At 64.9% G+C, this 23611-nt stretch carries 21 protein-coding genes, 1 pseudogene and 1 riboswitch; of the genes and pseudogenes, 14 read left to right on the top strand and 8 right to left on the bottom strand.

The window, feature by feature from the left end:
• Positions 1–248 precede the first annotated feature (248 nt).
• Both ACX80V_RS17200 and ACX80V_RS17205 read left to right on the top strand, forming a co-directional pair.
• Positions 249–569 (top strand): GYD domain-containing protein, encoded by a 321-nt coding sequence (locus tag ACX80V_RS17200; RefSeq protein WP_058930002.1) that lies wholly within the window; start codon positions 249–251, stop codon positions 567–569.
• 222 nt (positions 570–791) lie between these two features.
• Positions 792–2018 (top strand): glycosyl hydrolase, encoded by a 1227-nt coding sequence (locus tag ACX80V_RS17205; protein WP_485844164.1) that lies wholly within the window; start codon positions 792–794, stop codon positions 2016–2018.
• Between the two features lie 8 nt (positions 2019–2026).
• Here ACX80V_RS17205 and ACX80V_RS17210 read toward each other — a convergent pair whose 3' ends face one another.
• A complete protein-coding gene (locus ACX80V_RS17210; RefSeq protein ID WP_485844165.1) occupies positions 2027–2197 on the bottom strand; it encodes a hypothetical protein in 171 nt (56 codons plus the stop codon).
• Positions 2198–2200: 3 nt separating this feature from the next.
• Entirely contained in the window at positions 2201–3295 is a 1095-nt protein-coding gene (locus ACX80V_RS17215) for a glycosyltransferase family 2 protein (protein ID WP_485844166.1), read from the bottom strand.
• Positions 3296–3534: 239 nt separating this feature from the next.
• Here ACX80V_RS17215 and ACX80V_RS17220 point away from each other — a divergent pair, with 239 nt between their 5' ends.
• Both ACX80V_RS17220 and ACX80V_RS17225 read left to right on the top strand, forming a co-directional pair.
• On the top strand, positions 3535–3837 hold the full coding sequence (locus ACX80V_RS17220) for a DUF4193 domain-containing protein (protein ID WP_485844167.1): 303 nt from the start codon (positions 3535–3537) through the stop codon (positions 3835–3837).
• A gap of 236 nt (positions 3838–4073) precedes the next feature.
• On the top strand, positions 4074–4622 hold the full coding sequence (locus ACX80V_RS17225; RefSeq protein ID WP_485844168.1) for an AMIN-like domain-containing (lipo)protein: 549 nt from the start codon (positions 4074–4076) through the stop codon (positions 4620–4622).
• Between the two features lie 115 nt (positions 4623–4737).
• Here the strand turns inward: ACX80V_RS17225 and ACX80V_RS17230 are convergent, their stop codons facing one another.
• The 3 genes from ACX80V_RS17230 to ACX80V_RS17240 are packed head-to-tail and all read right to left on the bottom strand — an operon-like array spanning position 4738 to position 8447.
• A complete protein-coding gene (locus ACX80V_RS17230) occupies positions 4738–6300 on the bottom strand; it encodes an APC family permease (RefSeq protein WP_485844169.1) in 1563 nt (520 codons plus the stop codon).
• A 12-nt stretch (positions 6301–6312) separates the two neighbouring features.
• Entirely contained in the window at positions 6313–7338 is a 1026-nt protein-coding gene (locus tag ACX80V_RS17235; RefSeq protein WP_485844170.1) for an agmatine deiminase family protein, read from the bottom strand.
• Positions 7335–8447 carry a nitrilase-related carbon-nitrogen hydrolase gene (locus ACX80V_RS17240; protein ID WP_485844171.1) on the bottom strand — a complete coding sequence of 371 codons (1113 nt, stop codon included), beginning with the start codon at positions 8445–8447 and terminating at the stop codon, positions 7335–7337. The genes ACX80V_RS17235 and ACX80V_RS17240 overlap by 4 nt, the downstream gene beginning before the upstream one ends.
• 212 nt (positions 8448–8659) lie before the next feature.
• Here ACX80V_RS17240 and ACX80V_RS17245 point away from each other — a divergent pair, with 212 nt between their 5' ends.
• Positions 8660–9139 carry a Dps family protein gene (locus tag ACX80V_RS17245; RefSeq protein WP_056346612.1) on the top strand — a complete coding sequence of 160 codons (480 nt, stop codon included), beginning with the start codon at positions 8660–8662 and terminating at the stop codon, positions 9137–9139.
• Between the two features lie 97 nt (positions 9140–9236).
• On the opposite strand, the gene ACX80V_RS17250 is transcribed toward ACX80V_RS17245, so the two are convergent.
• A complete protein-coding gene (locus ACX80V_RS17250) occupies positions 9237–10823 on the bottom strand; it encodes an MFS transporter (protein ID WP_485844172.1) in 1587 nt (528 codons plus the stop codon).
• A gap of 67 nt (positions 10824–10890) precedes the next feature.
• Here ACX80V_RS17250 and ACX80V_RS17255 point away from each other — a divergent pair, with 67 nt between their 5' ends.
• The 5 genes and pseudogenes from ACX80V_RS17255 (at position 10891) to ACX80V_RS17275 (ending at position 18952) form a co-directional block, all read left to right on the top strand.
• Positions 10891–11430, top strand: a complete 540-nt coding sequence (locus tag ACX80V_RS17255; protein WP_485844173.1) for a TetR/AcrR family transcriptional regulator — start codon at positions 10891–10893, stop codon at positions 11428–11430.
• A gap of 95 nt (positions 11431–11525) precedes the next feature.
• Positions 11526–11623, top strand: a riboswitch (glycine riboswitch).
• Positions 11624–11807: 184 nt separating this feature from the next.
• Positions 11808–14661: pseudogene (gene gcvP / locus ACX80V_RS17260) on the top strand (aminomethyl-transferring glycine dehydrogenase).
• Between the two features lie 224 nt (positions 14662–14885).
• The gene (locus tag ACX80V_RS17265) at positions 14886–16022 is read left to right on the top strand and encodes a lipid II:glycine glycyltransferase FemX (RefSeq protein WP_485844174.1); all 1137 of its coding nucleotides are present in this window, start codon (positions 14886–14888) and stop codon (positions 16020–16022) included.
• A gap of 86 nt (positions 16023–16108) precedes the next feature.
• Positions 16109–17425, top strand: a complete 1317-nt coding sequence (locus tag ACX80V_RS17270; protein ID WP_485844175.1) for a peptidoglycan bridge formation glycyltransferase FemA/FemB family protein — start codon at positions 16109–16111, stop codon at positions 17423–17425.
• Between the two features lie 39 nt (positions 17426–17464).
• Positions 17465–18952, top strand: a complete 1488-nt coding sequence (locus tag ACX80V_RS17275; RefSeq protein WP_485844176.1) for a threonine/serine exporter family protein — start codon at positions 17465–17467, stop codon at positions 18950–18952.
• Between the two features lie 22 nt (positions 18953–18974).
• Here ACX80V_RS17275 and ACX80V_RS17280 read toward each other — a convergent pair whose 3' ends face one another.
• Both ACX80V_RS17280 and ACX80V_RS17285 read right to left on the bottom strand, forming a co-directional pair.
• Entirely contained in the window at positions 18975–19814 is an 840-nt protein-coding gene (locus tag ACX80V_RS17280) for a siderophore-interacting protein (protein WP_485844177.1), read from the bottom strand.
• Between the two features lie 14 nt (positions 19815–19828).
• The gene (locus ACX80V_RS17285; RefSeq protein ID WP_485844178.1) at positions 19829–20599 is read right to left on the bottom strand and encodes a uracil-DNA glycosylase; all 771 of its coding nucleotides are present in this window, start codon (positions 20597–20599) and stop codon (positions 19829–19831) included.
• Positions 20600–20732: 133 nt separating this feature from the next.
• Here ACX80V_RS17285 and ACX80V_RS17290 point away from each other — a divergent pair, with 133 nt between their 5' ends.
• From ACX80V_RS17290 to ACX80V_RS17305, 4 genes are all read left to right on the top strand, one after another.
• Complete coding sequence (locus tag ACX80V_RS17290; RefSeq protein ID WP_058929987.1) at positions 20733–21062, top strand: DUF3263 domain-containing protein; 330 nt, start codon at positions 20733–20735, stop codon at positions 21060–21062.
• Between the two features lie 51 nt (positions 21063–21113).
• A complete protein-coding gene (locus tag ACX80V_RS17295) occupies positions 21114–21731 on the top strand; it encodes a LytR C-terminal domain-containing protein (RefSeq protein ID WP_485844179.1) in 618 nt (205 codons plus the stop codon).
• A 158-nt stretch (positions 21732–21889) separates the two neighbouring features.
• The gene (locus ACX80V_RS17300) at positions 21890–22096 is read left to right on the top strand and encodes a cold-shock protein (protein WP_157768943.1); all 207 of its coding nucleotides are present in this window, start codon (positions 21890–21892) and stop codon (positions 22094–22096) included.
• 11 nt (positions 22097–22107) lie between these two features.
• Positions 22108–23373 (top strand): ABC transporter substrate-binding protein, encoded by a 1266-nt coding sequence (locus ACX80V_RS17305; RefSeq protein WP_485844180.1) that lies wholly within the window; start codon positions 22108–22110, stop codon positions 23371–23373.
• Positions 23374–23611 lie beyond the last annotated feature (238 nt).

The following is a 23611-nucleotide window of genomic DNA, read 5'->3' on the forward strand; positions in this document are numbered from 1 at the left end:
TCACAGTGCCGGGCCGGCGGATACCATCCCAGCAGACGCGCCGCTACGCGGGCATTACCAAATGATTCTTCGATAGCAGCTACGCGGGCATCTTTGATGAGTCAACGCGGACCGTTGCCAGTTCCCGGGGGACGGCCTAGACTCGGCCCACAACCCCAGCCGGGGAGAACTCCAGAACCCTTCACTCATCCCCTGTTCTGGGCGTGCGGATAGGTTCGTGTTCTGGGCACACAGAACAGGAATCGGCCATGACTAAGTATCTTTTCCAAGCAAATTATGTGGGCCAGGGCATCAAAGGCCTGATGCAGGAGGGTGGGTCCAAGCGTCGGGACGCGGTTGTAAAGGCCCTGGAGTCGGTTGGGGGATCACTGGAATGCATCTACTACGCGTTCGGCGAGACGGATGTCCTGGGGGTCTTCGACGTTCCCGATCAGCCCAGTGCTGTTGCCCTTTCCCTGATGATCAATTCCACCGGCGCCGTGGACCTTCATCTCACCCCGCTCATGACACCCGAGGATATTGACGCAGCCGTGGGCAAGACACCTGCCTACCGGGCCCCCGGTCAGTAACGGCTTCGACTGGGCTGCCTCGTGCAGCGCCAGTCGAACCTTCGGTCACCAGAAGGGACGGCCGGCAGGACCCACCCGAGAGCCGCGAGTTCCTTTCAAAAATATTCGAAAAAATCCGGTCTGGTTTCGGCGTCCAACCCATAGGATCAGGAAAGTGCCGCTAGGCACCACCTGACCGGCGGATTTCCAAGCCGCCTTGCCGATTGCGGGGGACCGATCGCTATGCTCAGAACTTTGAAATTTATCGCGGCAGTGGTTGGGCTGGGTCTGGCTTTGGGACTGATGCCGGCACAGGCCGCCCAGGCAGCGCCTGCCACAGGCCGGATTTCCCTCAGCCCGGCCACTGGACTGGCAGGATCCGCCGTCACAGTCAGCGGAACGGGGTTCAAGGCCTCCACCACGGGGACGGTGATCGCCGGTGCCACGACTTTTCCCTTGAAAACGGCGGCCTCGGGTGCCTTCAGCACCTCGATCACCATCCCTTCCACAGCCACTGGATCGTTGACCATCACGGCCAAGACCTCTTCCATCCAGGCCTCGTCCGTGTTCACCGTGACGGCACCGGCCCCGACGCTCCCTCCGGTCAGCACGGCCGCGCTTCGCTTCGGGGTCGCCACGGCCGGCGGCCCGCTGGCCAGCGGCGAACTGGATGAAGTGGCGCAACTGGCCGGCGAAAGCCCGTCCACCATTCTCTTTTACAAGGACTTCCTCCAGGCGCCCCCCATCGCCGAGATGAACTCCGTCCGGGCACGCGGCGCCGTCCCGCTCATCACCTGGGAACCTTGGGCCTGGGGCGGCGGAATGGAACAGCCCGCCTACTCCCTGGACCGAATTGCCGCTGGCGACTTTGACGCCCACATCACGCAGTGGGGCCAGGCACTGGCGGCCTGGGGCCAGCCGGTCCAGCTCAGATTCGCCCACGAGATGAACGGCAACTGGTACCCGTGGGCCGAAGGCGTCAACGGCAACCAGCCCGGCGACTATGTAGAAGCCTGGCGCCATGTTCACGACATTGTTGCTGCCACTGGAGCCAGCAACGTGTCCTGGGTTTGGAGCCCGAATGTTCCCTACTACGGTTCCACCGATCTCGCCGGACTCTTTCCCGGCGCCGGGTACGTGGATGTTGTAGCCCTCGACGGGTACAACTGGGGCACGTCCGCCTCGTGGAGCGGCTGGATATCGCCGCAGGATCTCTTCGCTCCGGGGATAGCCCAGTTGCGTACTCTGGCACCCGGAGTTCCCATCCTGATCAGCGAGACGGCTTCCAGCGAAGCAGGGGGCAACAAGGCTGCCTGGAACACTGAGCTTGTGTCGTATCTGGCGGCCCAGCCTGATGTTATGGGCTTCGTGTGGTTCCACCTCCAGAAAGAAACCGACTGGCGGATCAACAGCAGCGGCACCGCCGCCTCAGCATTCAAGTCCGCATTGCAGGCGCGCCGGACTCCCTGACACGGTCTTCAGGGACGCGCCTTGTTGTCCCGGCGGACCAGCCCCAGCAGGGCAACACCAATGAGCATCACGCCAAGCGCGGTCAGTAGGGCGGCCATGACGTCCAGGCCGGTGTAGGCCAGTCCGGTAGCGCCCAGAGCGGCTCCGGAAGCGGGTAGGGCGGCGTTCATTCCGTACATTTGTTAGTTGATTTCCTCTGCTGTGTATTGCGCTTCCCAGCGGTCTATCCGCCGCCGGGTGATCTTTGCCGTCAAGACAGCGCACCAGGAGGCCAGAAACCACCCGGACCGCAGCCACATAAACAATTCCTGCGGGAAAAACGTGGCTGCCATCAGGACGTCCTTCCAGTCGCGGTGCGGAATCCGCAGGGCCCGTTTGATGTCCAGCGCCACGAACAGGATTGGCACCAGCCACCAGAACAGGACGACGCGAAACACTCCCAATGAGAGTGAGAGGGCAATGACGGCGATCCACAGCAGCTTCAGGAACACACCCAGCAGACCCATGGCCTGCTGGCCCCAGTCCCGCAGGGTCAGCCGGTTGATTCCAAGGTCCAGCAGGTCTTCCACGGTGCCGACCTGCCATTTCATCCGCTGGCCCCACAGTGCTTTGAGTGTCTTCATCGAGTCGGTGTAGGCGCGGACATCGGGGGAGACCTGGCAGACAAAGCCCAGTTCCCGGATGCGGTACGTCAGTTCGAAGTCCTCGACCTGTGACGTGTAGACCCACGGCCCTTCCCGGTCGTCCCGGGCCGCGATCTGACGGAGGACGGCGTTATTGATAGCGCAGCCGGTTCCTGCCAGAACGCTGGTCCGGCCCCTCCTCAGGGCGGTATCGGTCCACGTGGCGAACTCAGCCTTCTGCAGCCGACTCAGAAATCCGGGGTCCTGCATCGTAAATTTCGACGACGAGCCACCGAGGAGCGCGCCCGTTTCCGCGCTGAACTCCCGGGACCAGGCTTCGACGGCGTTCGGGGGCAGGACCGTATCCGCGTCGAGGCAGATCACCACGTCGGCGTCGAATGCGTACTTCGCCCAGGCCCGGTTCAGGGCTTCGGATTTGCGGTGTTGCAATCGGGGAAGCTCCATGGTGGTCACCGGGTACTTCCGCGCTTCCCAGGCCGTTGAATCGGTGCAGCCGTTGGGGATGACCACGATGAGGTCCGCGGGACGGGACTGGAGCATCAGGCCATCGAGGGTTGCCCCGATTGAGCCGGCCTCGTTGTAAGCGGGCACCAGCACGACTATGTGCAGGCCCACCGAAGCTGCGGTAGCCACGGCGGCCTCCTCGGGTGGTTTCGCAGACCCCAGCGGCCTGCGAATCCATCCTGCAGGCGCCTTCTCAGATTTCGCCCCCGGATACCGTCAAGGTTGCATCAAGGACTTCGTCTGCAGAGGGCGAAGCGACGAAATCTGTCTGGTTGGCCACACTGTTGCCCAAGTAGCGGCATAATGACCTAAACTGCTTCACTGAGGCGCCTGAAATGGTGCCGTGCAGCGACGAAAGTGAACATGCCATGGCTACCGATTACGACGCTCCACGCAAGACTGACGACGAGCCTTCTGCCGAGTCGCTGGAGGCCCTGCAGGCATCCCGCAGCGGCAGTGCCCAGACCGCAGTCATCGACGTCGAGGAGACCGACACCGCCGAAGGCATCGACCTTCCCGGAGCCGATCTCTCGGGCGAAGAGTTGACCGTCATTGTTGTTCCCGAACAGTCCGATGAGTTCACCTGCTCATCCTGCTTCCTGGTCCGGCACCGGTCCCAGGTTGCACGCGAAAAGAACGGCCTGAAGTACTGCATCGAGTGCGAAGGCTGAACGGCCGACGGCGGCACTCCGGTGAGGCGCGCCGGCGTCGTTATTATGCATAACGGCAGGGTGCAGAAACGGTGTTAATAGCGTTTCGATGGCCCCGTAAAGTGCTCCAGAATTACGCCCGCGTGACCGGAACCAAGGCCGATTAACGGTTCCGTGCCGAAGCGGCAACAACCCTTTTGAGTGGCCCTGGAGACTCCTACGCTTGAGCTACCTAATCACTCGAAGGGTGGCCCACAATGAAAAAGATTCATACGTGGCTGACAGTCATTTTGATGGCTGTTGGATTGGGTTTCCTGGCTCCGGGGTCCGCCTCGGCAACCACATCGTATTGCGGGCTCGTATGGGGATCGCTGGCTGAATCAGACCCGGCCATGAGCACCGCATCCGTCACCAACGTCAGGACGGGGCAGCACTACTGCTTCGACCGGATGGTGGTTGATCTCAACGGCCCTGTTGCCGGCTACACGGTTCAGTACGTTCCGACCGTGGTCCAGGACGGTTCAGGTTTTGAAATCCCTATGCGGGGTGGCGCGTTCCTCCAGGTCACTGTGAATGCACCGTCCCACGACAGCAACTACAACGCGACATACAGCCCGGCGAACAACGCCGAACTGTCAAACGTTTCGGGATACCAGACCTTCCGTCAGGTGGCTTACGCAGGCAGCTTTGAAGGCTACACAAGCATCGGCCTCGGCGTCCGTGCACGGCTCCCGTTCCGGGTGTTCACCCTGGACGGCCCCGGATCCGGATCGCGCATGGTGGTGGATGTAGCGCACTTCTGGTGACCCGCGGTTCGCTGCTGTACTGCAGTTGAGACAAGATCAGGAAAACCAAAGAACGGCGCCCTGCTCCGGAGACTTTCCGGGCAGGGCGCCGTTCTGTGTGCTGTGGGTGGCGCAACTACTCGGGGACTACCAGCGCAGGCGTGTCCCGGCGGATGGTTTCGCCGCGGAAGAACCCCGGGCGGAGGCGTGCCATGACAACCATGAGCACGGCCCCAAGCAGCAGGATCCCGATGCCCAGGACAAAGACCAGTCCAACCCCGAAGACCTCGGAGCCGCTGCCGAACTCCGGCGCCCAGCTGTCGACGGCTGTCTGCAGGAAAACCACAAACAAGCCGACACCGCCCAGCACCGGGCAGAGCAGCCGCAGCATGAAGTTGCGGACGCTGCTGAACACGCTGTTCCGGAAGTACCAGGCGCAGGCGATGGCGGTCAGGCCGTAGTAGAAGCAGATCATCAGGCCCAGGGCCAGGATGGTGTCGTTCAGGACGTTTTCGCTGATCACATGCATCACCGCGTAGAACCCAGCGGACAGGATGCCCGCCGCCACTGTTGCGAAGCCCGGCGTCGAGAAACGCTTGCTGATGTGGCTGAACGGCGCAGGCAGCGCACCGTAGTGGGCCATGGCCAGCAGGCTGCGCGACGGCGACGTGAACGTGGACTGCAGGGACGCGGCGGAACTGGACAGCACCGCTAGCGACATCAGGATGGCGAACGGCCCCATGATCGGCGAGGCCAGCGCCGTGAAGAGGTTCTCGTGGTTCTCAGCGTTGTTCAGGCCAATCCCGGTATCGCCGACGCCGGCGAACATCATGGTGGAAATGGTCACCAGCAGGTAGATCCCCAGGACAACGACGGCGGTGAGCGTGCCGGCGAGGCCCGCGGTCTTTTTGCCGTTGGCGGTTTCCTCATTCACCGTCAGGCACACGTCCCAGCCCCAGTAGACAAAGATCGACAGTGAGATGCCGGCAGCGATCTGCCCGAACGTCTCGATCCTGGTGACGTCGAACCACTCCCAGCTGAACGGGATGGCCGTTTCCGACGTGGACCAGTTCGCGAACGCCATGCCCACGAAAAGCCCCAGGACCAGCAGCTGGAATCCGACGAGTCCGTACTGGACCAGCTTGGTGGTGTGCAGGCCGCGGTAGCTCACCCACACGGCGAGGGCCACGAACACGAAGCATGTCAGGACGTTCAACGGCTTATTGGCCGCGAGGTCCGCGAGTTCAGGCGCACCCGTCAGCTGTGACAGGAAGAGATAGAAGAAGTCCACGGCCACGCCCGCCAGGTTGGACAGGACGATGATGTTGGCGGCGAGCAGTCCCCAGCCGCCCATCCAGCCCACCCAGGGGCCAAACGCTTTGGTGACCCAGGTGAACGTGGTGCCGCTGTCCGGGGAATCGGCGTTGAGTTCCCGGTAGGCGAGTGACACCAGGATCATGGGGATGAACCCGATCAGGAAAATGACGGGCAACTGGAGCCCCGCCTCATTAACCGTGGGGCCCAGGGCGCTGGTCAGCGTGTAGGCCGGTGCGATGGTGGAAATGCCAAGAACGACGACGGCGAGGAGGCCCAGCTGCCCGCCCTTCAGTCCTTTTGTGGTGATGCCGTGCGCCGAGCCGGCCGGGTCGGTCCCGGATGGCTGGCCTGCGGGGGTGCTCGTGCGGGTGGTTTGGATCATGGTGGGCCCTTTCTACGAGGCAGCAGGCTGCTGTTGGGTGATGCAGTGGATGCCGCCGCCGCGGGCGAAGAGCTCACGGGCGTCAATGCCGACCACACGCCGGCCGGGGTAGGCCTCCGCCAGGATCTGCAGCGCCTTGTCATCGTTGGGGTCCCCGAAGGTACAGGCGATGACGCCGCCGTTGACCACGACGTGGTTGATGTAGCTGTAGTCGACAAAGCCTTCGTCATCCCAGAGCACTTCAGGGGCGGGGACTTCGATGATGGTCCACTCCCGTCCGGCCGCGTCCCTCGTGGTGCGCAGGTGCTCGATGATGTCGCGGCTTACCTGGAAGTCCGGGTGGCGGGGGTCCTGCTGGGAATGCACCAGCAGTGTGCCGGGGGAGGGGATGGCGGCCACGATGTCCACATGACCGCGCGTCCCGAACCGTTCCGAGTCGCGGGCCAGTCCGCGCGGGAGCCAGACCACCTGCGTGGCGCCGATGGTCCGGGCGAGCTCGGCTTCGACGTCGGCCCGGCTGAGTCCCGGGTTGCGGCCCGGATCCAGCTGCACGGTTTCGGTCACCAGCACGGTTCCCTGGCCGTCCACCTGGATGCCGCCGCCTTCGTTGACCAGCGCGGACACGATGTGCGTGGCGCCGGATCGGCCCGAGACTTCGCCGGCGATCAGCGCGTCCTTGTCCCAGCGCGCCCAGTCCTGGGCGCCCCAGCCGTTGAAGATCCAGTCGACGGCGCCGAGGCTCCCGTCCTGGTCCAGCACGAACGTGGGGCCGATGTCCCGCATCCACGCATCGTTGAGCGGGGCGGCAAGTACCTCGACGTTCCGGTTCAGATAGCGGGCGGCGATACCGACGTCGTCGGGGTCCACCACCACGGTGACCGGCTCAAATTCGACGGCGGCGTTGGCCACCGCTGCCCAGGTGGACCGGGCAGCGTGGGCATCTTCCTCCGTGTCGCCCAGGGTGTAACCGCCGGTGGGAAAGGCCATCCACAGCCGCTCCTGCGGAGCGGTTTCGGCGGGCATGCGCCACGTGCTCATGCGGTCACTTCCTGACGGTTGATGGAGCCTGGGGCCACGACCGCAGGGTTCCCTGACCGAGCTTGCGAGGTTAGGGGGCGGGTGGGGAGCGAAATCCCAGCCTCTTCGCCGCCGAGCGGCTGGTCACGGCGTACGGGTTCCGTAAGCCGGCCGTAGGTATCGGGGCGGCGCGTGGACAGGAAGGGGAAGAGCGTCAGCCAGTCCCGCCGCTGGTCCAGGTCGAGGTCTGCCACCAGAACTGCGGAGGCGTCACGCGGGGCCTGCACCAGGACGCGGCCGTAGGGGTCGGAGATGAAGGAGGAGCCGTAGAAGTTCAGCGTTCCTTCACTGCCCCAGCGGTTGGGGGCGATCATAAAGAGCCCGTTGGCGATGCCGTTGCCCACGATGACCTGCTGCCACAGCGGCTGGGTGTCGAATTCCGGGTGGTCCGGTTCGGAACCGATGGCGGTGGGGTAGACCAGGATCTCTGCGCCGCCGAGGGAGTAGAGCCGGGCCACCTCCGGGAACCATTCGTCCCAGCAGGTGGGCATGCCCAGCCGGGCGCCGCCCAGTTCTGCCGGCGCGTGGACCTCGTAGGCATCCGCGGCCGCCGGCCCCTGGCGGAAGAACTTGTCTTCGTAGTAGCCGGCGGTGACCGGGATGTGGAGCTTGTGCGTGCGGGCGAGCAGTTCGCCCTCGGACGACACCAGGATGGCGGTGTTCAGCCCCAGGCCGTCGTCGCTGCCGTCCGGGTTCGGTGCCTGCTGGTACAGCGAGGCATGGACAGCCACGCCGTGGCGGCGGGCCGACTCGGCAGCAAACCGGAAGGTGGGTCCGGTGAGCAGGTCCTCAGCGATGTCCGACGGCCGGGGCCGCACCGCTCCAGGGCGCGTGGTGTCATTTTCGGGGCAGGTGTCTGCAGGGTAGCGGGAAAGCGTGAGTTCGGGCAGGAAGACCACCGACGCGCCGAGCCGGGCGGCGCGGCCGATTCCTTCATCGAGTTCCGCCTGCAGGACGGCAGTGTCTGCGTGCCAGCGGTGCTGCACAACGCCCACCCGAAGGGCAGGGCGGACGGACGGCGTTGTCCGGGCCAGGGACGTGGGTGAGTCGAGGCAGGAAATTTCAATCATGTGCTTACTTCCAGTGAGACGACCGTCACTAAATGAATGACGTTCATTTAGTATGAAGGGTGCACGGCTTTCGCGCAATGGTTTAAATGAATTCCATTCTTTTGTCTCGCTCCGTGAGATTAGTAAGCTCACTGAGAAATTCGCCTCCGGCCTGCCGCGATCGATCCCGTGGCTGATAGCGTCGGGACTACTGGACCAATCGAGGAGGATTCATGAAAGCTTCACCGACCCTGACCAATAACCTGCAGGCCGTACTTGCGGACCTGATCGAGCTGCACATCCAGGGCAAGCAGGCCCACTGGAACATTGTGGGGACCAACTTCCGGGACCTTCACCTGCAGCTGGACGAAATCGTGGATGCCGCCCGGCAGTTCGCGGACGATATGGCCGAGCGGATGCGCGCCCTGCATGCCCTGCCGGACGGCCGCAGTGCCACCGTGGCTAAGTCCACCAGCCTCGCGCAGTTCCCCGAAGGCCTCATTAACACGAAGGACGCCATCGAGCGGATCGTTGCCGCGCTTGAGGCTGCCGTGGGCACCATGCGCAAGGTCCATGACGAAGTGGACGAAGAGGATCCCACCACCGCGGACCTGCTCCATGAATTCATCGCCAAGCTGGAGCAGTACGCGTGGATGGTGAACGCCGAGACCATGAAGGCCTCCGCCAGCGTCACCGCCCCTGACGCCAAGTAAGAGTCGGCCCCTAGTGAGGCCACAGGCGCCCGGCGCAGGAAGGACTTCCTGCGCCGGGCGTTTTTTGTGCGCTCGCCGGCGGGCCGGAGACGAGCGCCTAGTCCGCCGTCGGAACTTTCCGGAGTACGACGGCGGCAAGGACTGACGCGCTCGCCATCAGTACCAGCGCAATTGCCGCAGTGGTGTGGACGCCCGAATCAAACGCCAGGCGTGCTGCGCCGCGGAGCGCTTCGGCCAGCGGAGCAGGCAGGCCGGCGGCCAGCTCCACGGCGCCCGCCAGAGTTTCACCCGCCTGGTGTACTGCAGTGCCCGACGCCGTTTCCTCCACCCCGGCCGGAAGCCGGAGATTGCGCTGGTAGGAAGCGGTCAGGATGGAGCCCAGCACCGCCGTCCCCAGCAGGGACCCCACCTCATAGCCCGTCTCGGAGATGGCGGCCGCCGCTCCTGACTTCTCCGCTGGAACGGAGCCCAGGATGAGGTCATTGGAAATGGTTTCCGCTGTGCCCACGCCCAGGGCGAGGATCAGCAGCGCGGCCAGCAGGAGGGCCGGGCCGGAGCCGTGGTCACCGAAGACCACGATTCCGTAGCCGGTGGCGCTCAGGGCCAGGCCACCCGCCACCACAAAGCCCGGACGCACCTTCCGGACCAGCGGCACCACTGCCAGCCCGGCCAGCACTGTGGCCACCAGGGCCGGGATCATGGCAATTCCGGCGGCCGACGGCGTCATTCCGTCCAGGAGCTGCAGGTGCTGGGCGAGGAACAGGATGAAGCCGTTGAAGGAGAACAGGGCCAGCACGTTTGCCGTGATGGCAGTGCTGAAGACCCGGTTGCCGAACAGGGACATGTCCAGCAGGGGGCTGGCCAGCCGCTGCTGGCGGCGGACAAAGACGACGCCCATGGCCAGGCCAAAGGAAACAAGACCCACGGGAGCGGCCCCGACACCATCGGTCGCCAGCTCCTTGATGCCATACACAACGGGCACCATCACCAGCAGGGACAGGGCGATGCTGGGCACGTCCACCCGGCCCGGGCGCGGATCTTTTGATTCCGGGATGAACGCAGGGCCGAACGCCAGCAGGGGCAGCATGATGGGCACGGCGACCAGCAGGATGGCGCCCCACCAGAACTGCTCCACCAGCCACCCGCCGAAGATGGGACCCAGGGCGGCGCCGCCGGAGAAGCCGGCAGCCCAGATGGCAACGGCTAGCCGACGCCGGTTTGGGTCCGGAAAAATGTTGCGGATCAGGGACAGGGTTGAGGGCATCAACATGGCCCCGAAGAACCCCAGCATGGCCCGCCCCGCTATCAGCCACTCCGCGCTGGGAGCAAAGGCTGTTGCTGCTGATACCGCGGCGAAGCCAACACTGCCGGTCAGCAGCAGCCGGCGGCGCCCGATCCGGTCGCCCAGGCTGCCCATGGCGACCAGCAATCCGGCAAGCACCAGGGGATAGGCGTCCACAATCCACAGCAGCTGGACTCCGGTTGTCTCCAGGCTGCTCGCGATGGCCGGAAGCGCGAACGTCAACGCAGTGTTGTCCACCGCAACCAGGAGCACCGGAAACATCAGCAGGGCCAGCGCGAGCCAATCGCGCCAGGGCGCCTTGGCGGGCCCTGACGGCCTGAAATCGGCAGCCGTGGTGGATGTGCTTCGGGTGTTCTGGTTGGACTGTGCGGACAACGTCATGCCGATAACTATACCGTCCAGACGGTACAGTTAAGAAACGCGACCCGGAGCGTGCATGATTGAAGCCATGGCCAGAAATCCCGTCGCACGCGACGCAGTCCTCGACGCTTTTGAAGAACTCCTGATCGATGTGGGGGAGCGGGCTGCCACTTTGGATGCAGTGGCCAAGCGGGCAGGTGTGTCCAAGGGCGGGTTGCTCTATCACTTCCCCAACAAGGAAGCGCTGATCGCTGCGGTGCTGGAGCGGCTGGACCGATTGGCCGTCGAGGACCTCGCGCTGATGGCCGCAGCGGCCGAAGGTGCGGCGGCCTACTTCATCCGTTCCTCGCTCTGGTCCGACTCGCCCATGGACCGATCCTTCGTGGCCGCCACGCGCCTGGCTGAAGTGGCCCATGAAGAGGCCCGGCGCCGCTTTGCCGCCATCCAGCAGCAATGGCTGGACCTGATCGCGGCCGACGTCGGCACGGCCATGGCGAAAGCCGTGCTGTATATGGGGGACGGACTGTATTTCAACGCCATGTGGGAAAGCGGTACCACCGGGGACGGCCGGGGCAGGTATGGAGACATTGAGGAGCTCCTCGCTGCCGTGGAGCGGCTGCGGGACTGAACCCCGCCGACCTCATTTGCCCGGTGGCCCGGGGCGTAGGAGAATTGGACGGCGTGGCGACCATCTGCGGCCGCCACAAAATCTGAATATGCCTTTGATCTGCGGCGGGAGAGTTCTGTTAGTAGGTACAACAGGCGCCGTAGGAGCAAATCCTCCCCAGGAATCTCTCAGGCCCACGTACCGCCGCGGCCAGGCAACTCTGGAAAGTGGCAGGCCGTCCGCCTGAAGCGTCCCGGATCACTCCGGAATGTCAGGACCGCTGTGCCCACCGACGGTGCAAGCGCAGCCTAGCGGAAGCAGGCTGCGCGGAATCTCTCAGGTCCCACAGAGCGGGGAGGAACCCGAGTCGATGTGGCGCACCCTGCGCCGCCTTAGTAATGGAGTTCCTTGTGAGTGTTAATTCGGCCTCGGCCACTTTCGTTGATCGGCATATTGGTGCCCGCCGCCAGGCCGATATCGACTCCATGCTCAAGGCCGTCGGCTACGGCACTGTGGACGCGCTGGTGGATACGGCCGTCCCCAACGGCATCCGGCAAGATGTGGCACTCCGCCTCAAGGACGCCCTGAGTGAGGTTGAGGTCCTTGCCGAGCTGCGGAAGCTCGCGGCGAAGAACAAGACGGCCGTGCAGATGATCGGCCAGGGCTACTACGACACCGTGACCCCGGCTGTGATCCGCCGGAACATCCTCGAAGCCCCGGCCTGGTACACGGCCTACACGCCGTACCAGCCCGAGATTTCGCAGGGCCGGCTTGAGGCTTTGCTGAACTTCCAGACCATGGTCCAGGATCTGGTGGGCCTGCCGATCGCGAACGCGTCGCTGCTGGATGAAGCCACCGCGGTGGCCGAGGCCGTGCTGATGATGCGCCGGGCAAACAAGAACAAGGAAGCCCATGACGGCAAGACCGTTCTGGATGCTGACTGTCTGCCGCAGACCATCGCGATCGTGAAGGGCCGCGCCGAGGCCCTGGGGTTTGAGGTGGAGGTCGCTGACCTGTCCCAGGGCCTGCCCGACGGCGTCATCAACGGGATCGTCCTGCAGCAGCCGGGCGTCTCCGGCCGGGTCTTCAACCACGCCGCAGTGATCGCCGCCGCCAAGGAGCGCGGCGCCCTCGTCACGGTCGCCGCCGACCTGCTGGCGCTGACGCTGATCACCCCTCCCGGGGAACAAGGCGCGGACATTGCCGTCGGCTCCACCCAGCGTTTCGGTGTGCCGCTGTTCTTCGGCGGCCCGCACGCGGCGTACATGGCGGTGGCGAAGGGCCTGGAGCGGTCCATGCCGGGCCGCCTCGTCGGGGTGTCCAAGGACGACGCCGGGACCCCCGCGTACCGTCTGGCGCTGCAGACCCGTGAGCAGCACATCCGCCGCGAGAAGGCCACGTCCAACATCTGCACCGCGCAGGCACTGCTGGCCATCGTCTCCTCCTTCTACGCCGTCTACCACGGCCCGGACGGCCTCAAAGCAATCGCCGAGACCACCCACAGCCACGCTGCAACCATCGCCGCGTCCTTGAAGTCGGCCGGCCTGGACGTCCTGCACACAAGCTTCTTTGATACCGTCACGGTTTCCGTGCCGGGCAAGTCTGCGGCCATTGTTGCCGCAGCGGAGGCCAAGGGCATCAACCTGCGCCACATCGACGGCGACACCGTCGGCGTTTCCGCCGATGAAACCACCACCCAGGCCATCGTTGCCGGGGTTCTGGAAGCCTTTGGTGCTGCGGCGGTGGACGCGGCCGCCGGCACTGACACTGAGTTCGCGCTGGATGCCGCCGTCGAGCGTTCCTCCGGTTACCTGCAGCACCCGGTGTTCAACACGCACCGTTCCGAAACCCAGCTGCTGCGCTACATCCGCAGGCTGAGCGACCGCGACCTCGCCCTGGACCGCACCATGATCCCGCTGGGTTCCTGCACCATGAAGCTGAACGCCACGGCCGAGATGGAAGCCATTTCCTGGCCGGAGTTCGCCTCCATCCACCCGTTCGCCCCGGATTCCCAGACCGTGGGCTGGCGCGAACTCATCGGCGGGCTGGAAGCTGACCTCGCGGAAATCACCGGGTACGACCAAGTCTCGCTGCAGCCGAACGCCGGGTCCCAGGGCGAGCTCGCCGGCCTGCTGGCCATCCGCGGCTACCACCTGTCCCGTGGGGATGCCCAGCGCACCGTCTGCCTGATCCCGGCCTCGGCGCACGGCACCAACGCCGCCTCCGCCGTCCTGGCGGGCATGAAGGTCGTTGTGGTTGCCACCGCCGCGGACGGCAGCATCGACCACGCTGACCTCTACGCCAAGATAGAGGCGAACAAGGACGTCCTCTCGGCCATCATGATCACCTACCCCTCCACCCACGGGGTGTACGACGCCGACGTCACCGAAATCTGCGACGCCGTGCACGCTGCCGGCGGCCAGGTCTACGTGGACGGCGCCAACCTCAACGCCCTTGTGGGCCTCGCGCAGCCCGGCAAGTTCGGCGGCGACGTCTCGCACCTGAACCTGCACAAGACCTTCTGCATCCCGCACGGCGGCGGCGGACCCGGCGTTGGCCCGGTCGCAGCCAAGGCCCACCTGGCACCGTTTATGCCCGGTGACGCCAACAAGGCAGCCCACGAAGCGGGCCACGGCGTGGCCATCAGCGCATCCAACTACGGNCTGGGCCTACGTAAAGCTCATGGGCGCCGAAGGCCTGACTGAAGCGACCAAGTCGGCGCTGCTCGCGGCCAACTACGTTGCCGCCCGCCTGAACGAATACTTCCCGGTCCTCTACACCGGCGAAGGCGGACTCGTGGCGCACGAATGCATCCTGGACCTCCGCGACCTGACGGCGAAGACCGGCGTCACCGCCGAGGATGTGGCCAAGCGCCTCATCGACTACGGCTTCCACGCCCCCACCCTGGCGTTCCCGGTGGCGGGCACACTCATGGTGGAACCGACGGAGTCCGAGGACCTGGTGGAGATCGACCGGTTCATCGACGCGATGATCACCATCCGCAAGGAAATCGACCAGGTGGCCAACGGCGACTTCAGCGTGGAGAACAGCCCGCTGCGCCACGCACCCCACACAGCGTCCGCCGTCGTCACTTCCGACTGGACCCGTCAGTACCCGCGGGAGCAGGCCGCATTCCCGGTCCACCACCTCAAGCAGGACAAGTACTTCCCGCCCGTCGGCCGCATCGACGGCGCAGCAGGGGACCGCAACCTGATCTGCTCCTGCCCACCGCTGTCTGAGTTCGAAGACTAGGGCCCGGCAGACTGTTTCCGGTGGTGAGCTTGTCGAAACCGATCTCGATAAGCTCGATCACCGACAGTCGGTGGGTCCGCGGCATCCGGCAGCATGCTCCCCACCGTCCCCCTAACCTCGCAAGCTCGGTCAGGGAACCCGGACGGCGTGGGCCCAGCGCATGCAGAGGATATCGGGGACCCCCGAGGGATCTACTCAACCGGAGGCTTTAGACTTGTGGCTACATGTCCGCACGTAACTACGAGTACAGAACCGCGCACAAACCCCTGAGATTGGACACGGCCCCCTTGCGAGAATTCACCGCCCGCTTTGCCACAGCGGAGGAAATTGAGAACTGGGACAAGCACGTCACGGCCAACCCGAACGGCGGCAACATGTTGCAGTCCGCTGCCTACGCGTCCGTGAAGAACGGCAGCGGCTGGACCTCCCGCTTCCTGGTCCTGGAGTCTGCCGGGACCGCCAGCTACAACCTGGTGCTGGAGAAGAAATTCCCGGTGCTGGGCCGCCTGTGGTACCTGATCAAAGGTCCTGACCTGGGTGCCGTCGAGGACCTGAAGCCGGTCTTGGACGCGTGCGCTGCATTCGCCCGGAGCCGGAAGCTCAACGTCTTCACCATCAAGATTGAACCTGACATTGTGTCCACCCCGGAAGCCCGGGCACAGTTCGCCGCCGCCGGCCTGGTGAAGGCCCCGAACATCCAGTCCAATGACTCCACGGCGCTCCTGGACATCGCGGCACCGGAGAACCAGGTGTTCCGGTCCATCTCCTCCCGCGCCCGCAACGCAATCCGCCGGGCAGAACGCGAAGGCTGCACCGTGGCGCAGCAGGAGCCAGGCCCGGAAACGTACCGGGCGCTGTATGACCTGATGGCCGACACGGTGAACGCCAAGGGTTCCATGCCTTTGCGCAGCCTCGAGTACTACACGCGCTTCTGGGACGAATTCTGCACCCGCGGCCAGGGCAGCTTCTTCTTCGTTTATGAGGACGGCAAACCCAGTGTGGGCGCCTTTGTGATCAACTACGGATCCAAGGCAACCTACAAGGACGGCGGCTCCACCCAGAACAGGAAGCAGTACGGCGATTCGCACCTGGTCCAGTGGCAGGCCATCCGAAGAATGCAGGAACTCGGCTGCATCGAGTACGACTTCTGCGGCACATCGCCCTCCGGCCTGATCAAGGACAAGACCCACCACCTGTACGGCATGGGCATGTTTAAGACGAGCTTCACCAAGACGGTGACGGACTTCGTCGGCTGCTACGACTACGTGCTGTCGCCCGTCAGGCACACCCTGTGGGTCAAGGGCGCGGAACGGGTCTTCCGCCGGCTTGAAACCGAACGCACCGGCCAGCAGTTCTACTGACAGCCCACCAGCCATTCTCACCATCCACACCACGAAGGCCAGAGCCTGCCCCAGGCGGCAGCCCAGCCATAGATGAGGTTATTTCTGTGAATCCAACCAAGGCCGGAGCCGGACTCGAGCTCAGCGTCCTCAGCGATGCCGAGTTTGAGTCCTTCTCCCTCAAGCATCCGCAAAACAACTTCATCCAGTCCGCTGACTTCACCCGTTTCCAGCGTGCCCGCGGTCAGTCAGTGGAACTGTTCGGTGTAAGGCGCGACGGCGATCTGGTCGCCGCCGGGAAACTGAACTTCACCACCAACCGCTGGGGCTACAAGGTGTGCGAGTGCGCCAAGGGCCCCCTCCTGGACTACACGGACGCCGCACTGGTGCGTGACGTCGTCGGACTCCTCAAGGAACGTGCCGCGGAGCGCAAGGCTGCTGAACTCCGGATTTCCCCGAACCTGACGTACATCGCCCGTGATGCCGACGGCGCCGAACACCCCGAGATCGTGGACAACAGGCCGCTCGTGGCGGAACTGGCGGGCCTCGGGCTTGAACACCAGGGCTCGGACATGAACTTCGCCAACGTGAACTGGATGTTCATCAAGCAGCTCAGCGGCGTCTCGGACGCCGAGGAGCTCATCATGGGTACCAGCTACCGGACACGGAAGGCCATCCGGAAGGCTGAAAAGAACGGTGTGTTCCTGGAGCAGGCCACTTTGGAGTCCCTTGACGAGTTCTACGAGGCGCTGAGCACGGCGGGGGACGAGAAGGGCTTCTTCTACCGGGAACGCGAATACTACGAACAGCTCCTGCGGACCACCTCGGCCGAGTTCACCAAACTCATGATGGCCAAGATCGACATCCCCGCGTACCGGAAGTCCATCACCGAACGCCTGGAAGCGGAATCCGCGTCCGCAGCCGAACTCCGCCGTGAAGTTGAAGAGACCGGCAGCAAAAAGAAGGCCAACCGGCTCAAAGTGGTCCAGGACCTCGTGGACAGCTACGAGCGCAGCCTCAAGGACATCGAGCGGTTCCCGGACTCGGTGGGTGTGGCTGCAGTGGCTGCCATCCACTTTGTCTGCTTCGGCGACGAGGTGGTTTGCGTTATCGGCGGCACCAAGCAGGACTACATCTACTTCAACGGCGCCACGTCCCTGTACTGGGGAATGATGCTGCACGGGCTGGACAAGGGCTACTCGCGCTACAACTTCTACGGCACCTTCGGCATCCAGGGACAGGACGAAGAAGGCCACGGCGGCTACGAGTTCAAGAAGGGCTTCGGCGGCGACGTGGTCCAGCTGCTGGGTGACTTCGTGATGCCCGTCCGGCCGGTAGCCTTCCAGGCCAACCGCCTGGTCCGCGCGGCCATCGCGGCGGCGCGCACCCTGCTGGGCAAACTGCCACTGAAGCGCCAGGCCTAACACCAAACCACGAACTGCCAGAAAGGGAGGAGCACCAAGGTGAACGATCGACCTGAAAACCCAAGGCGCAGGCCTCCCACCGACGGTCTGCCCAAAACAGAGCCGCTCACCCCCTCCCAGCTCCGCCAGGATGCCGCGGCCAAGCGGATGCTGCGGCGCCTGGTGCGGGGGGAGAACCCGCCGACGGCGCCACTGAGCATTGTGGACAGGCTCGCCGGAAGCCCCTACGCCAACCCCATGATCCAGGTGGGAGGCGTGGACACCTCCGCACGCAAAACCCTGGACTTTTCCCTGCACCTGGCCGAGACCATGTTCCGGTACGGGGCAGGCGCCTTGGAAGTGGAGACGAGCATTATTGCCGTCACCGCGGCGCTGGGGCTGAAAAACATCGAAGTGGACATCACCAACCAGTCGGTGGCTATTAACTATGCGCCCAAGGACCAGACGCCCATCTCGCTGCTTCGGGTTGTGCGGTCCTGGACCAACAACTATGCCGGGCTGGCCAAAGTACACCGGCTGGTGACGGACATCGTGGCCGGGGGAGTGGGCCGCGATGAAGCCATCCGCCGGCTGGACGAGGCCATCACCAGCCCCAAACCGTTCCCGCGCTGGATGGTCACCATAGCGTTCGGCGTGTTCGCCGCAGTTTTTGTGGGTGTGCTCGGCGGCGGGCCGGTGTCCTCGGGCATTGCCTTCGTGGCCAACATCGGTGTCAGCCTGCTTGCCCGCCAGCTGGGTCGGTGGCGGGTTCCGGACTTCTTTACGACGGCGGCATGCGCCTTCGCTGTCACGCTCTCCGCGTTGCTGTTGTGGCGCTTTGACCTCACCAATGCACCGGCGATTGTGGTGGTGGGAGGCATCCTCCTGCTCCTGCCCACCGGACGCCTCGTCTCCTCGGTCCAGGACGCCATCAACGGCTTCCCCGTGACCGCCGCGGGCCGGTTCCTGTCCACGTTGCTGACTTTCGGCGCGATTGTGGCCGGGATCGCGGTGGCCTTTGTGGTGGGCGCGATGACCGGAATGCAGCCCATTAGTGTCACCCAGACGTTCCCGCCTGCATACGATCTCTGGGTCCTGGTGATCTTTATCGCCGTCGCAGTGATGGCCATCGGCATAACGGAGCAGACATCGTGGGAGCTGCTGCTGCCTACCGCAGGCGTGGGCGTGGTGGGCTATTTTGTGCTGCTTGGTGCCGCGACCCTCGGCGTGGGTGACCGGTTCTCCCCGGCGCTCGCCGCCGTCGTGATTGGCCTGCTGGCGCGGGTGGTGGCGTTGAAGATGGGCGCACCGCAGCTGGTGGTGGCCGTCCCGGCGGCCCTGATCCTGCTGCCTGGGCTGACCATTTTCCGGTCCATGTATGTGCTGACCATTGAGGAATCCGAAATCCTCCTCGGCGCCGGCGGTATGCTCAACGCCGGCGCGATCGTCCTGGGCACAGCCGCCGGGATCGTCCTCGGCGACACCCTGGCCCGGCCGCTGACACGCAGCCTGGCCAGCAACGAACGCCGCCGCGCCCGGCGGCGCTAGGTACAGCTCAGATCTTCCCTGCTTAGATCTTCCCCACGGGCAGTTTCTTCTCGGCCTGGAAGTCGTCCTCCACCCGGCCCTGGGCCCAGTAGCCGGACAGCGAAACCTGGCTCCGTTCCAGGCCGCGCTGGACGAAAAACACGTCCCGCAGGCTCTTCATGTAGCCGCGCTCGCCATGGGCAAAAACGTCAACGCGGCCCGTGGGCCATTCGGCGTCGGCCACCGCTGAGACGAGGAGGTCCCCGGCGCCTGCCGGCGCGCCGTGGCGGCGTAGCCAGGTCACCTTAACGCCCGCCGGGGACGCAAGGGGCTGGATGTCGGCGTCGCTGTCCACCTCGATAAACGCCAGGCCGGTCGCTTCAGCCGGCAACGATTCGATGGTGGCGGCGATCGCAGGAAGTGCGGCTTCATCGCCGGCAAAGAGGTACCAGTCAGCGTCAGGCGCCGGGTTGTAGGCACCGCCCGGGCCGGTGAAGGTGAAGGCGTCCCCGGGCTTGGCGGCAGCCGCCCAAGGGCCGGCCAGCCCTTCGTCACCGTGGATCACAAAGTCGATGGCGAGTTCCTTGGCCTCGGTGTCCACCCAGCGGACCGTGTAGGTCCGGGTGAAGGGCCACTGCTCGCGGGGCATGGATTCGCGGATGGTCCACAGGTCCAGGGGCTGGGCATAGTCAACGCCGGGCTGCGGAAAAACGATTTTGATGTAGCGGTCCACGAAGGTGTTGTTCACGTAGGCGGCAAAACCTTCGCCGCCGGCCACGATCCTGACCATGTGGGGCGAGAGTTCTTCGCGTCGAATGACCGTGAGATCGATCTGCGGACGTGTTTTTTTCGTGGCATTGGTGGTGGCCGGAAGAGTGCTCATAAGGCAAGCCTAAGCTAAGGGACCGGAGGGAGTTCCCAGGTTACGCCAGGGCATCCCTGGTCCTGCAGCAGCTGGTTGATGGTGCTGAAGGGCCGGGAGTCGAAGAATCCGCGCGACGCCGACAACGGGCTGGGGTGGGCGCTGGACACGACCGCCGCGCCGGGCAGGAGGGGCCGGACGCTCTCCGCGTCCTTGCCCCACAGCACCGCCACCAGCGGCGACGGCCCGCCGTCGGAAGTGCGCCGGCTGGCCACCGCGGTGACTGCCGCCGTCGTGATGACCTCCCAGCCTTTGCCCCGGTGGGAGCCGGCTGCCCCGGCGCGGACGCTCATGACCCGGTTAAGCAGCAGGACCCCTTGGCTGGCCCAGGCGGACAGGTCGCCGTGGACGCGCGCCGGAAGGCCGAGGTCGGACTCCAGCTCGCGGTAGATATTCGCCAGGCTCCGCGGGATGGGGCGGGTCCGCCCGTCAACGGCAAAGGACAGGCCGATCGCGTGGCCCGGAGTCGGGTAGGGGTCCTGGCCCACTACCAGGACCTTCACGCCAGCCAGCGGCTGCCGGAAGGCGCGCAGAACGTTCGACGGCGCCGGCAGCACCCGGTGCCCCGCGGCAACTTCGGCGGCCAGGAAGCCCAGGACGCCGCGCAGCTCACTCTCTACGGGGCCCAGCGCCTCCGCCCAGTCGGCAGCCATCAGCTCACTGAGCGGCAGGGCGGCCATCTCGGCAAAGCCAACGGCCTCCGCCGGGTCCGCTGTCAGTTCGAACAGCGCGTCAGATTCAAACACGCTCCCATTCTCGCAGGGTTGCCGGACGCCGCGGCCGGGGCGCAAATGACAACTGTGTTATTCACGCCGTAGCATGGGGAGGAGATTTTGTAACTTGACCGGTGATTCAGCGAGACCAGCGAAGGGGTGTGCCGTGGCGGAACCTGCTCGGGAACATATGCCGGAGCCGGAGGAGCGCGGTTCTTTGCTGGCTGACTTTACCCTCCGCGACTCCCCGTTGAGCGAGCGCGACCAGCAGATGCTGGCACTGGAGCGGCAGTGGTGGAAGTACGCCGGGGCCAAGGAACAGGCCATCAGGGAGCTGTTCGATCTGTCCGCGACCCACTACTACCAGCTGCTCAACGCCCTCATCGACACCGAGGCTGCACTGGCCCACGACCCCATGTTGGTCAAGAGATTGCGTAGACTACGTACGTCGCGTCACCGGGCACGCACTGCACGACGCCTGGGTTCCGACGCCTGACCACGCTCGTGCTGAGCCATCAGCAGCAATCAACAAGGACGTCTCCCCACCATGACCAAATACGCTCGGGATGAATTCGACAAGGTTCCGGAGTCCGCCTCGCGGCAGGGCGTCCACCGTGCGGCCTCGGCGCCTGCCCGGCGGAAGCTGTGGCCCATCCTCGCGGTGGGGATTGTGGCATTGGCCATTGGAGTGGTGTCCTTCCTGATCCTTCCCAAGCTCGGGTTCACCCAGGCCGGCAGTGAAGCCTCCACCAGCCTGGAATCAACCGCTGCCCCTGAGGCAAGCGTGGCACCGTCGGCCACTGCTGAAGCCTCCACGGACCCTGAGCCCTCCAATAGCCCTGACGCGGAGCCCAGCGCTTCGCCCAGTAACATTCCCTCCGCGGTTGTGCTGGACAAGACCCAGGGCGTGGCCATCTACAACGCCGCCGGTAAGGCCGGGCTCGCCGGACGCATCAGCTCGATGGTCCAGGCCGATGGCTGGACGCTGGGTCAGGTGGGGAACTGGGGCGGCGCTCCGCAGCAGACATCCGCGATCTTCTATTCGGGCCCGGCGCAGAAAGCCAACGCCGAAGCAGTCTCCGAACTCCTGAACATCCCCACGCTGGTGGAGAGCCAGGACTTCCAGGTGCCGTTGGTTGTTGTCCTGGGGCCGGGCTACCAGTAGCGTCTCGCGGTCACGCCCGAATAACTTTTGGGCACCGGAGCGGCCGTGTGGTTCGGCCCGCCGGATAGCTTGTCGCTAGAGTGATTTCAGGCTTCGGTCCGTAACAAGCGGCACACTTCCGACGGGGACCGACGGCACGACGGAAAAGAGTGGACATCATGGCATTGGGAACGGTTAAGTGGTTCAACGCCGAAAAGGGCTACGGCTTTATTACGGTGGACGGCTCCGCGGACGATGTCTTTGTGCACTGGTCGGCCATTGAGGGCGAAGGTTACCGCGCCCTGGATGAGGGACAGCGCGTCGAGCTTGAAGTCGGCGAAGGCGAGAAAGGCCCGCAGGCAGAAAACGTCCGGCCCGCTCAGTGATCTCCCGCAGCTTGCGTTCAACAATCGTCCTCACAACCACAGGGGCGGCACTCTTGCTCGCCCTGGTCGGCTGCGCTGGGGCTGGCGGCAACGCCCGCGTTGACTCCGCTGAAGCATCCGGTGACGGCACGCTGCGGATCGGGCTGATCCAGGACAGCACAGGGGAGCAGGCCTTCCTCAACGACTCGCAGCTCGCCGCGGCCCAACTGGCAATCAAGGAAATAAATGCGGCCGGCGGACACAAGGGCAGGCCTGTAGATCTGGTGGTAGGCGCCGGTGATGGCGCCGACGCCCAGGCCAGGAATCTGGCCTCAGCCAAGGTTGATGCGGTGATCGGCCCCACGGATTCGAGTCACGCCGCCGCCGCCATCGACGTCCTCTCGGCCGCGCGCGTCCCGCTCGTGTCGCCGGCCAACTCCGCTGCCGGCCTGTCCCGCTACAAGAGCGGCGGCTATTACTTCAGGACGGCCGCGGCGGACGTTGCCCAGGCCTCGGTGCTGGTGAAGCTGGCCAAGGACGGCGGCGCCAAGAGCCTTGCCGTGGTCCACCAGGACAGTGACTACGGCAAGGACGTTTCGGCCGCGGTGACCGGTGCCGCCAAGAACGCCGGCCTGGAAACCGTTTCCACGACCGCATTCAAACCCGGCGACGCCGGTAACGCTGCAGCTGCTGCCAAGGCCGCCACTCCTGACGCTGTAGTGCTGATCGCCAGGGACGACGCCCAGGGCGCCATCGCAGAGCTCAATAACGCGGGACTTTCGGGCAAGAGCATCATCCTGAGCGACGGTGCCTTCGCCCAGTACGGCTCGGGACTTGGATCCAAGGCGCTCGACGGCGCCCGTGCAGTGGTGCCGGGCCTGTTGCCGTCTGCGGACTTCCAGGCCCGTCTTGTGTCGGTCAACCCTGCCCTGAAAGACCTTTCGTTCGCCGCAGAGACCTACGACGCCGTGAATCTGGCGGTTCTGGCGGCAGCGAAGGCTGACGACGATGCCGGCCGCTCCATCGCCGCCAACCTGATCGCCGTCTCCGGCGGGACAGCAGGCGGGCAGCCCGCCGCGCAGGCCTCGGGCCCGGCCACCAAGCCGTGCCTGTCCTACACCGACTGCCTCGCGGTCCTGAAGACCGGGGCAGGCATTAATTACGACGGCGAATCGGGGCCGGTTGCCTTCGACGCCAACGGTGACATCACCACGGCCAACTACATGGTGTTCACCTACGGCGCAGACAACAGGGCAGTGCTCAGCGGCCGTGAGGCGGCAGGCCGGGCCGCAGGCTGATCGCCGGTGGCGAACGGGCCGCCCTGACAGGGCCATTTGCGGGACCTTTCGCTTGCACTCTCACCTAGGGAGTGCTAATTATTGAGTTAGCACTCCTACGTACCGACTGCTAAAGCAACGTCCGGTTTGTCCGGCATCGGGCTTGGCGGCGGTCGTGGAGCGAGAGAAATACCTAGCTGGAGTGAGATCCCCAGCCGCGGCATACAGAGGCCGCCGGTGAAGGATCGTCCGTCGCGGG

Source organism: Pseudarthrobacter arbutini (genome assembly GCF_054510915.1).

What these genes read in the sequence shown, in the direction of transcription:
- ACX80V_RS17235 (WP_485844170.1), bottom strand. Translation starts at nt 7,338, where the DNA reads ATGAGCACGTGGCGCATGCCCGCCGAAACCGCTCCGCAGGAGCGGCTG.
- ACX80V_RS17280 (WP_485844177.1), bottom strand. Translation starts at nt 19,814, where the DNA reads ATGAGCACTCTTCCGGCCACCACCAATGCCACGAAAAAAACACGTCCG.
- ACX80V_RS17245 (WP_056346612.1), top strand. Translation starts at nt 8,660, where the DNA reads ATGAAAGCTTCACCGACCCTGACCAATAACCTGCAGGCCGTACTTGCG.
- ACX80V_RS17210 (WP_485844165.1), bottom strand. Translation starts at nt 2,197, where the DNA reads ATGTACGGAATGAACGCCGCCCTACCCGCTTCCGGAGCCGCTCTGGGC.
- ACX80V_RS17225 (WP_485844168.1), top strand. Translation starts at nt 4,074, where the DNA reads ATGAAAAAGATTCATACGTGGCTGACAGTCATTTTGATGGCTGTTGGA.
- ACX80V_RS17200 (WP_058930002.1), top strand. Translation starts at nt 249, where the DNA reads ATGACTAAGTATCTTTTCCAAGCAAATTATGTGGGCCAGGGCATCAAA.
- ACX80V_RS17220 (WP_485844167.1), top strand. Translation starts at nt 3,535, where the DNA reads ATGGCTACCGATTACGACGCTCCACGCAAGACTGACGACGAGCCTTCT.
- ACX80V_RS17300 (WP_157768943.1), top strand. Translation starts at nt 21,890, where the DNA reads ATGGCATTGGGAACGGTTAAGTGGTTCAACGCCGAAAAGGGCTACGGC.
- ACX80V_RS17255 (WP_485844173.1), top strand. Translation starts at nt 10,891, where the DNA reads ATGGCCAGAAATCCCGTCGCACGCGACGCAGTCCTCGACGCTTTTGAA.
- ACX80V_RS17265 (WP_485844174.1), top strand. Translation starts at nt 14,886, where the DNA reads ATGTCCGCACGTAACTACGAGTACAGAACCGCGCACAAACCCCTGAGA.
- ACX80V_RS17240 (WP_485844171.1), bottom strand. Translation starts at nt 8,447, where the DNA reads ATGATTGAAATTTCCTGCCTCGACTCACCCACGTCCCTGGCCCGGACA.
- ACX80V_RS17230 (WP_485844169.1), bottom strand. Translation starts at nt 6,300, where the DNA reads ATGATCCAAACCACCCGCACGAGCACCCCCGCAGGCCAGCCATCCGGG.
- ACX80V_RS17295 (WP_485844179.1), top strand. Translation starts at nt 21,114, where the DNA reads ATGACCAAATACGCTCGGGATGAATTCGACAAGGTTCCGGAGTCCGCC.
- ACX80V_RS17250 (WP_485844172.1), bottom strand. Translation starts at nt 10,823, where the DNA reads ATGACGTTGTCCGCACAGTCCAACCAGAACACCCGAAGCACATCCACC.
- ACX80V_RS17205 (WP_485844164.1), top strand. Translation starts at nt 792, where the DNA reads ATGCTCAGAACTTTGAAATTTATCGCGGCAGTGGTTGGGCTGGGTCTG.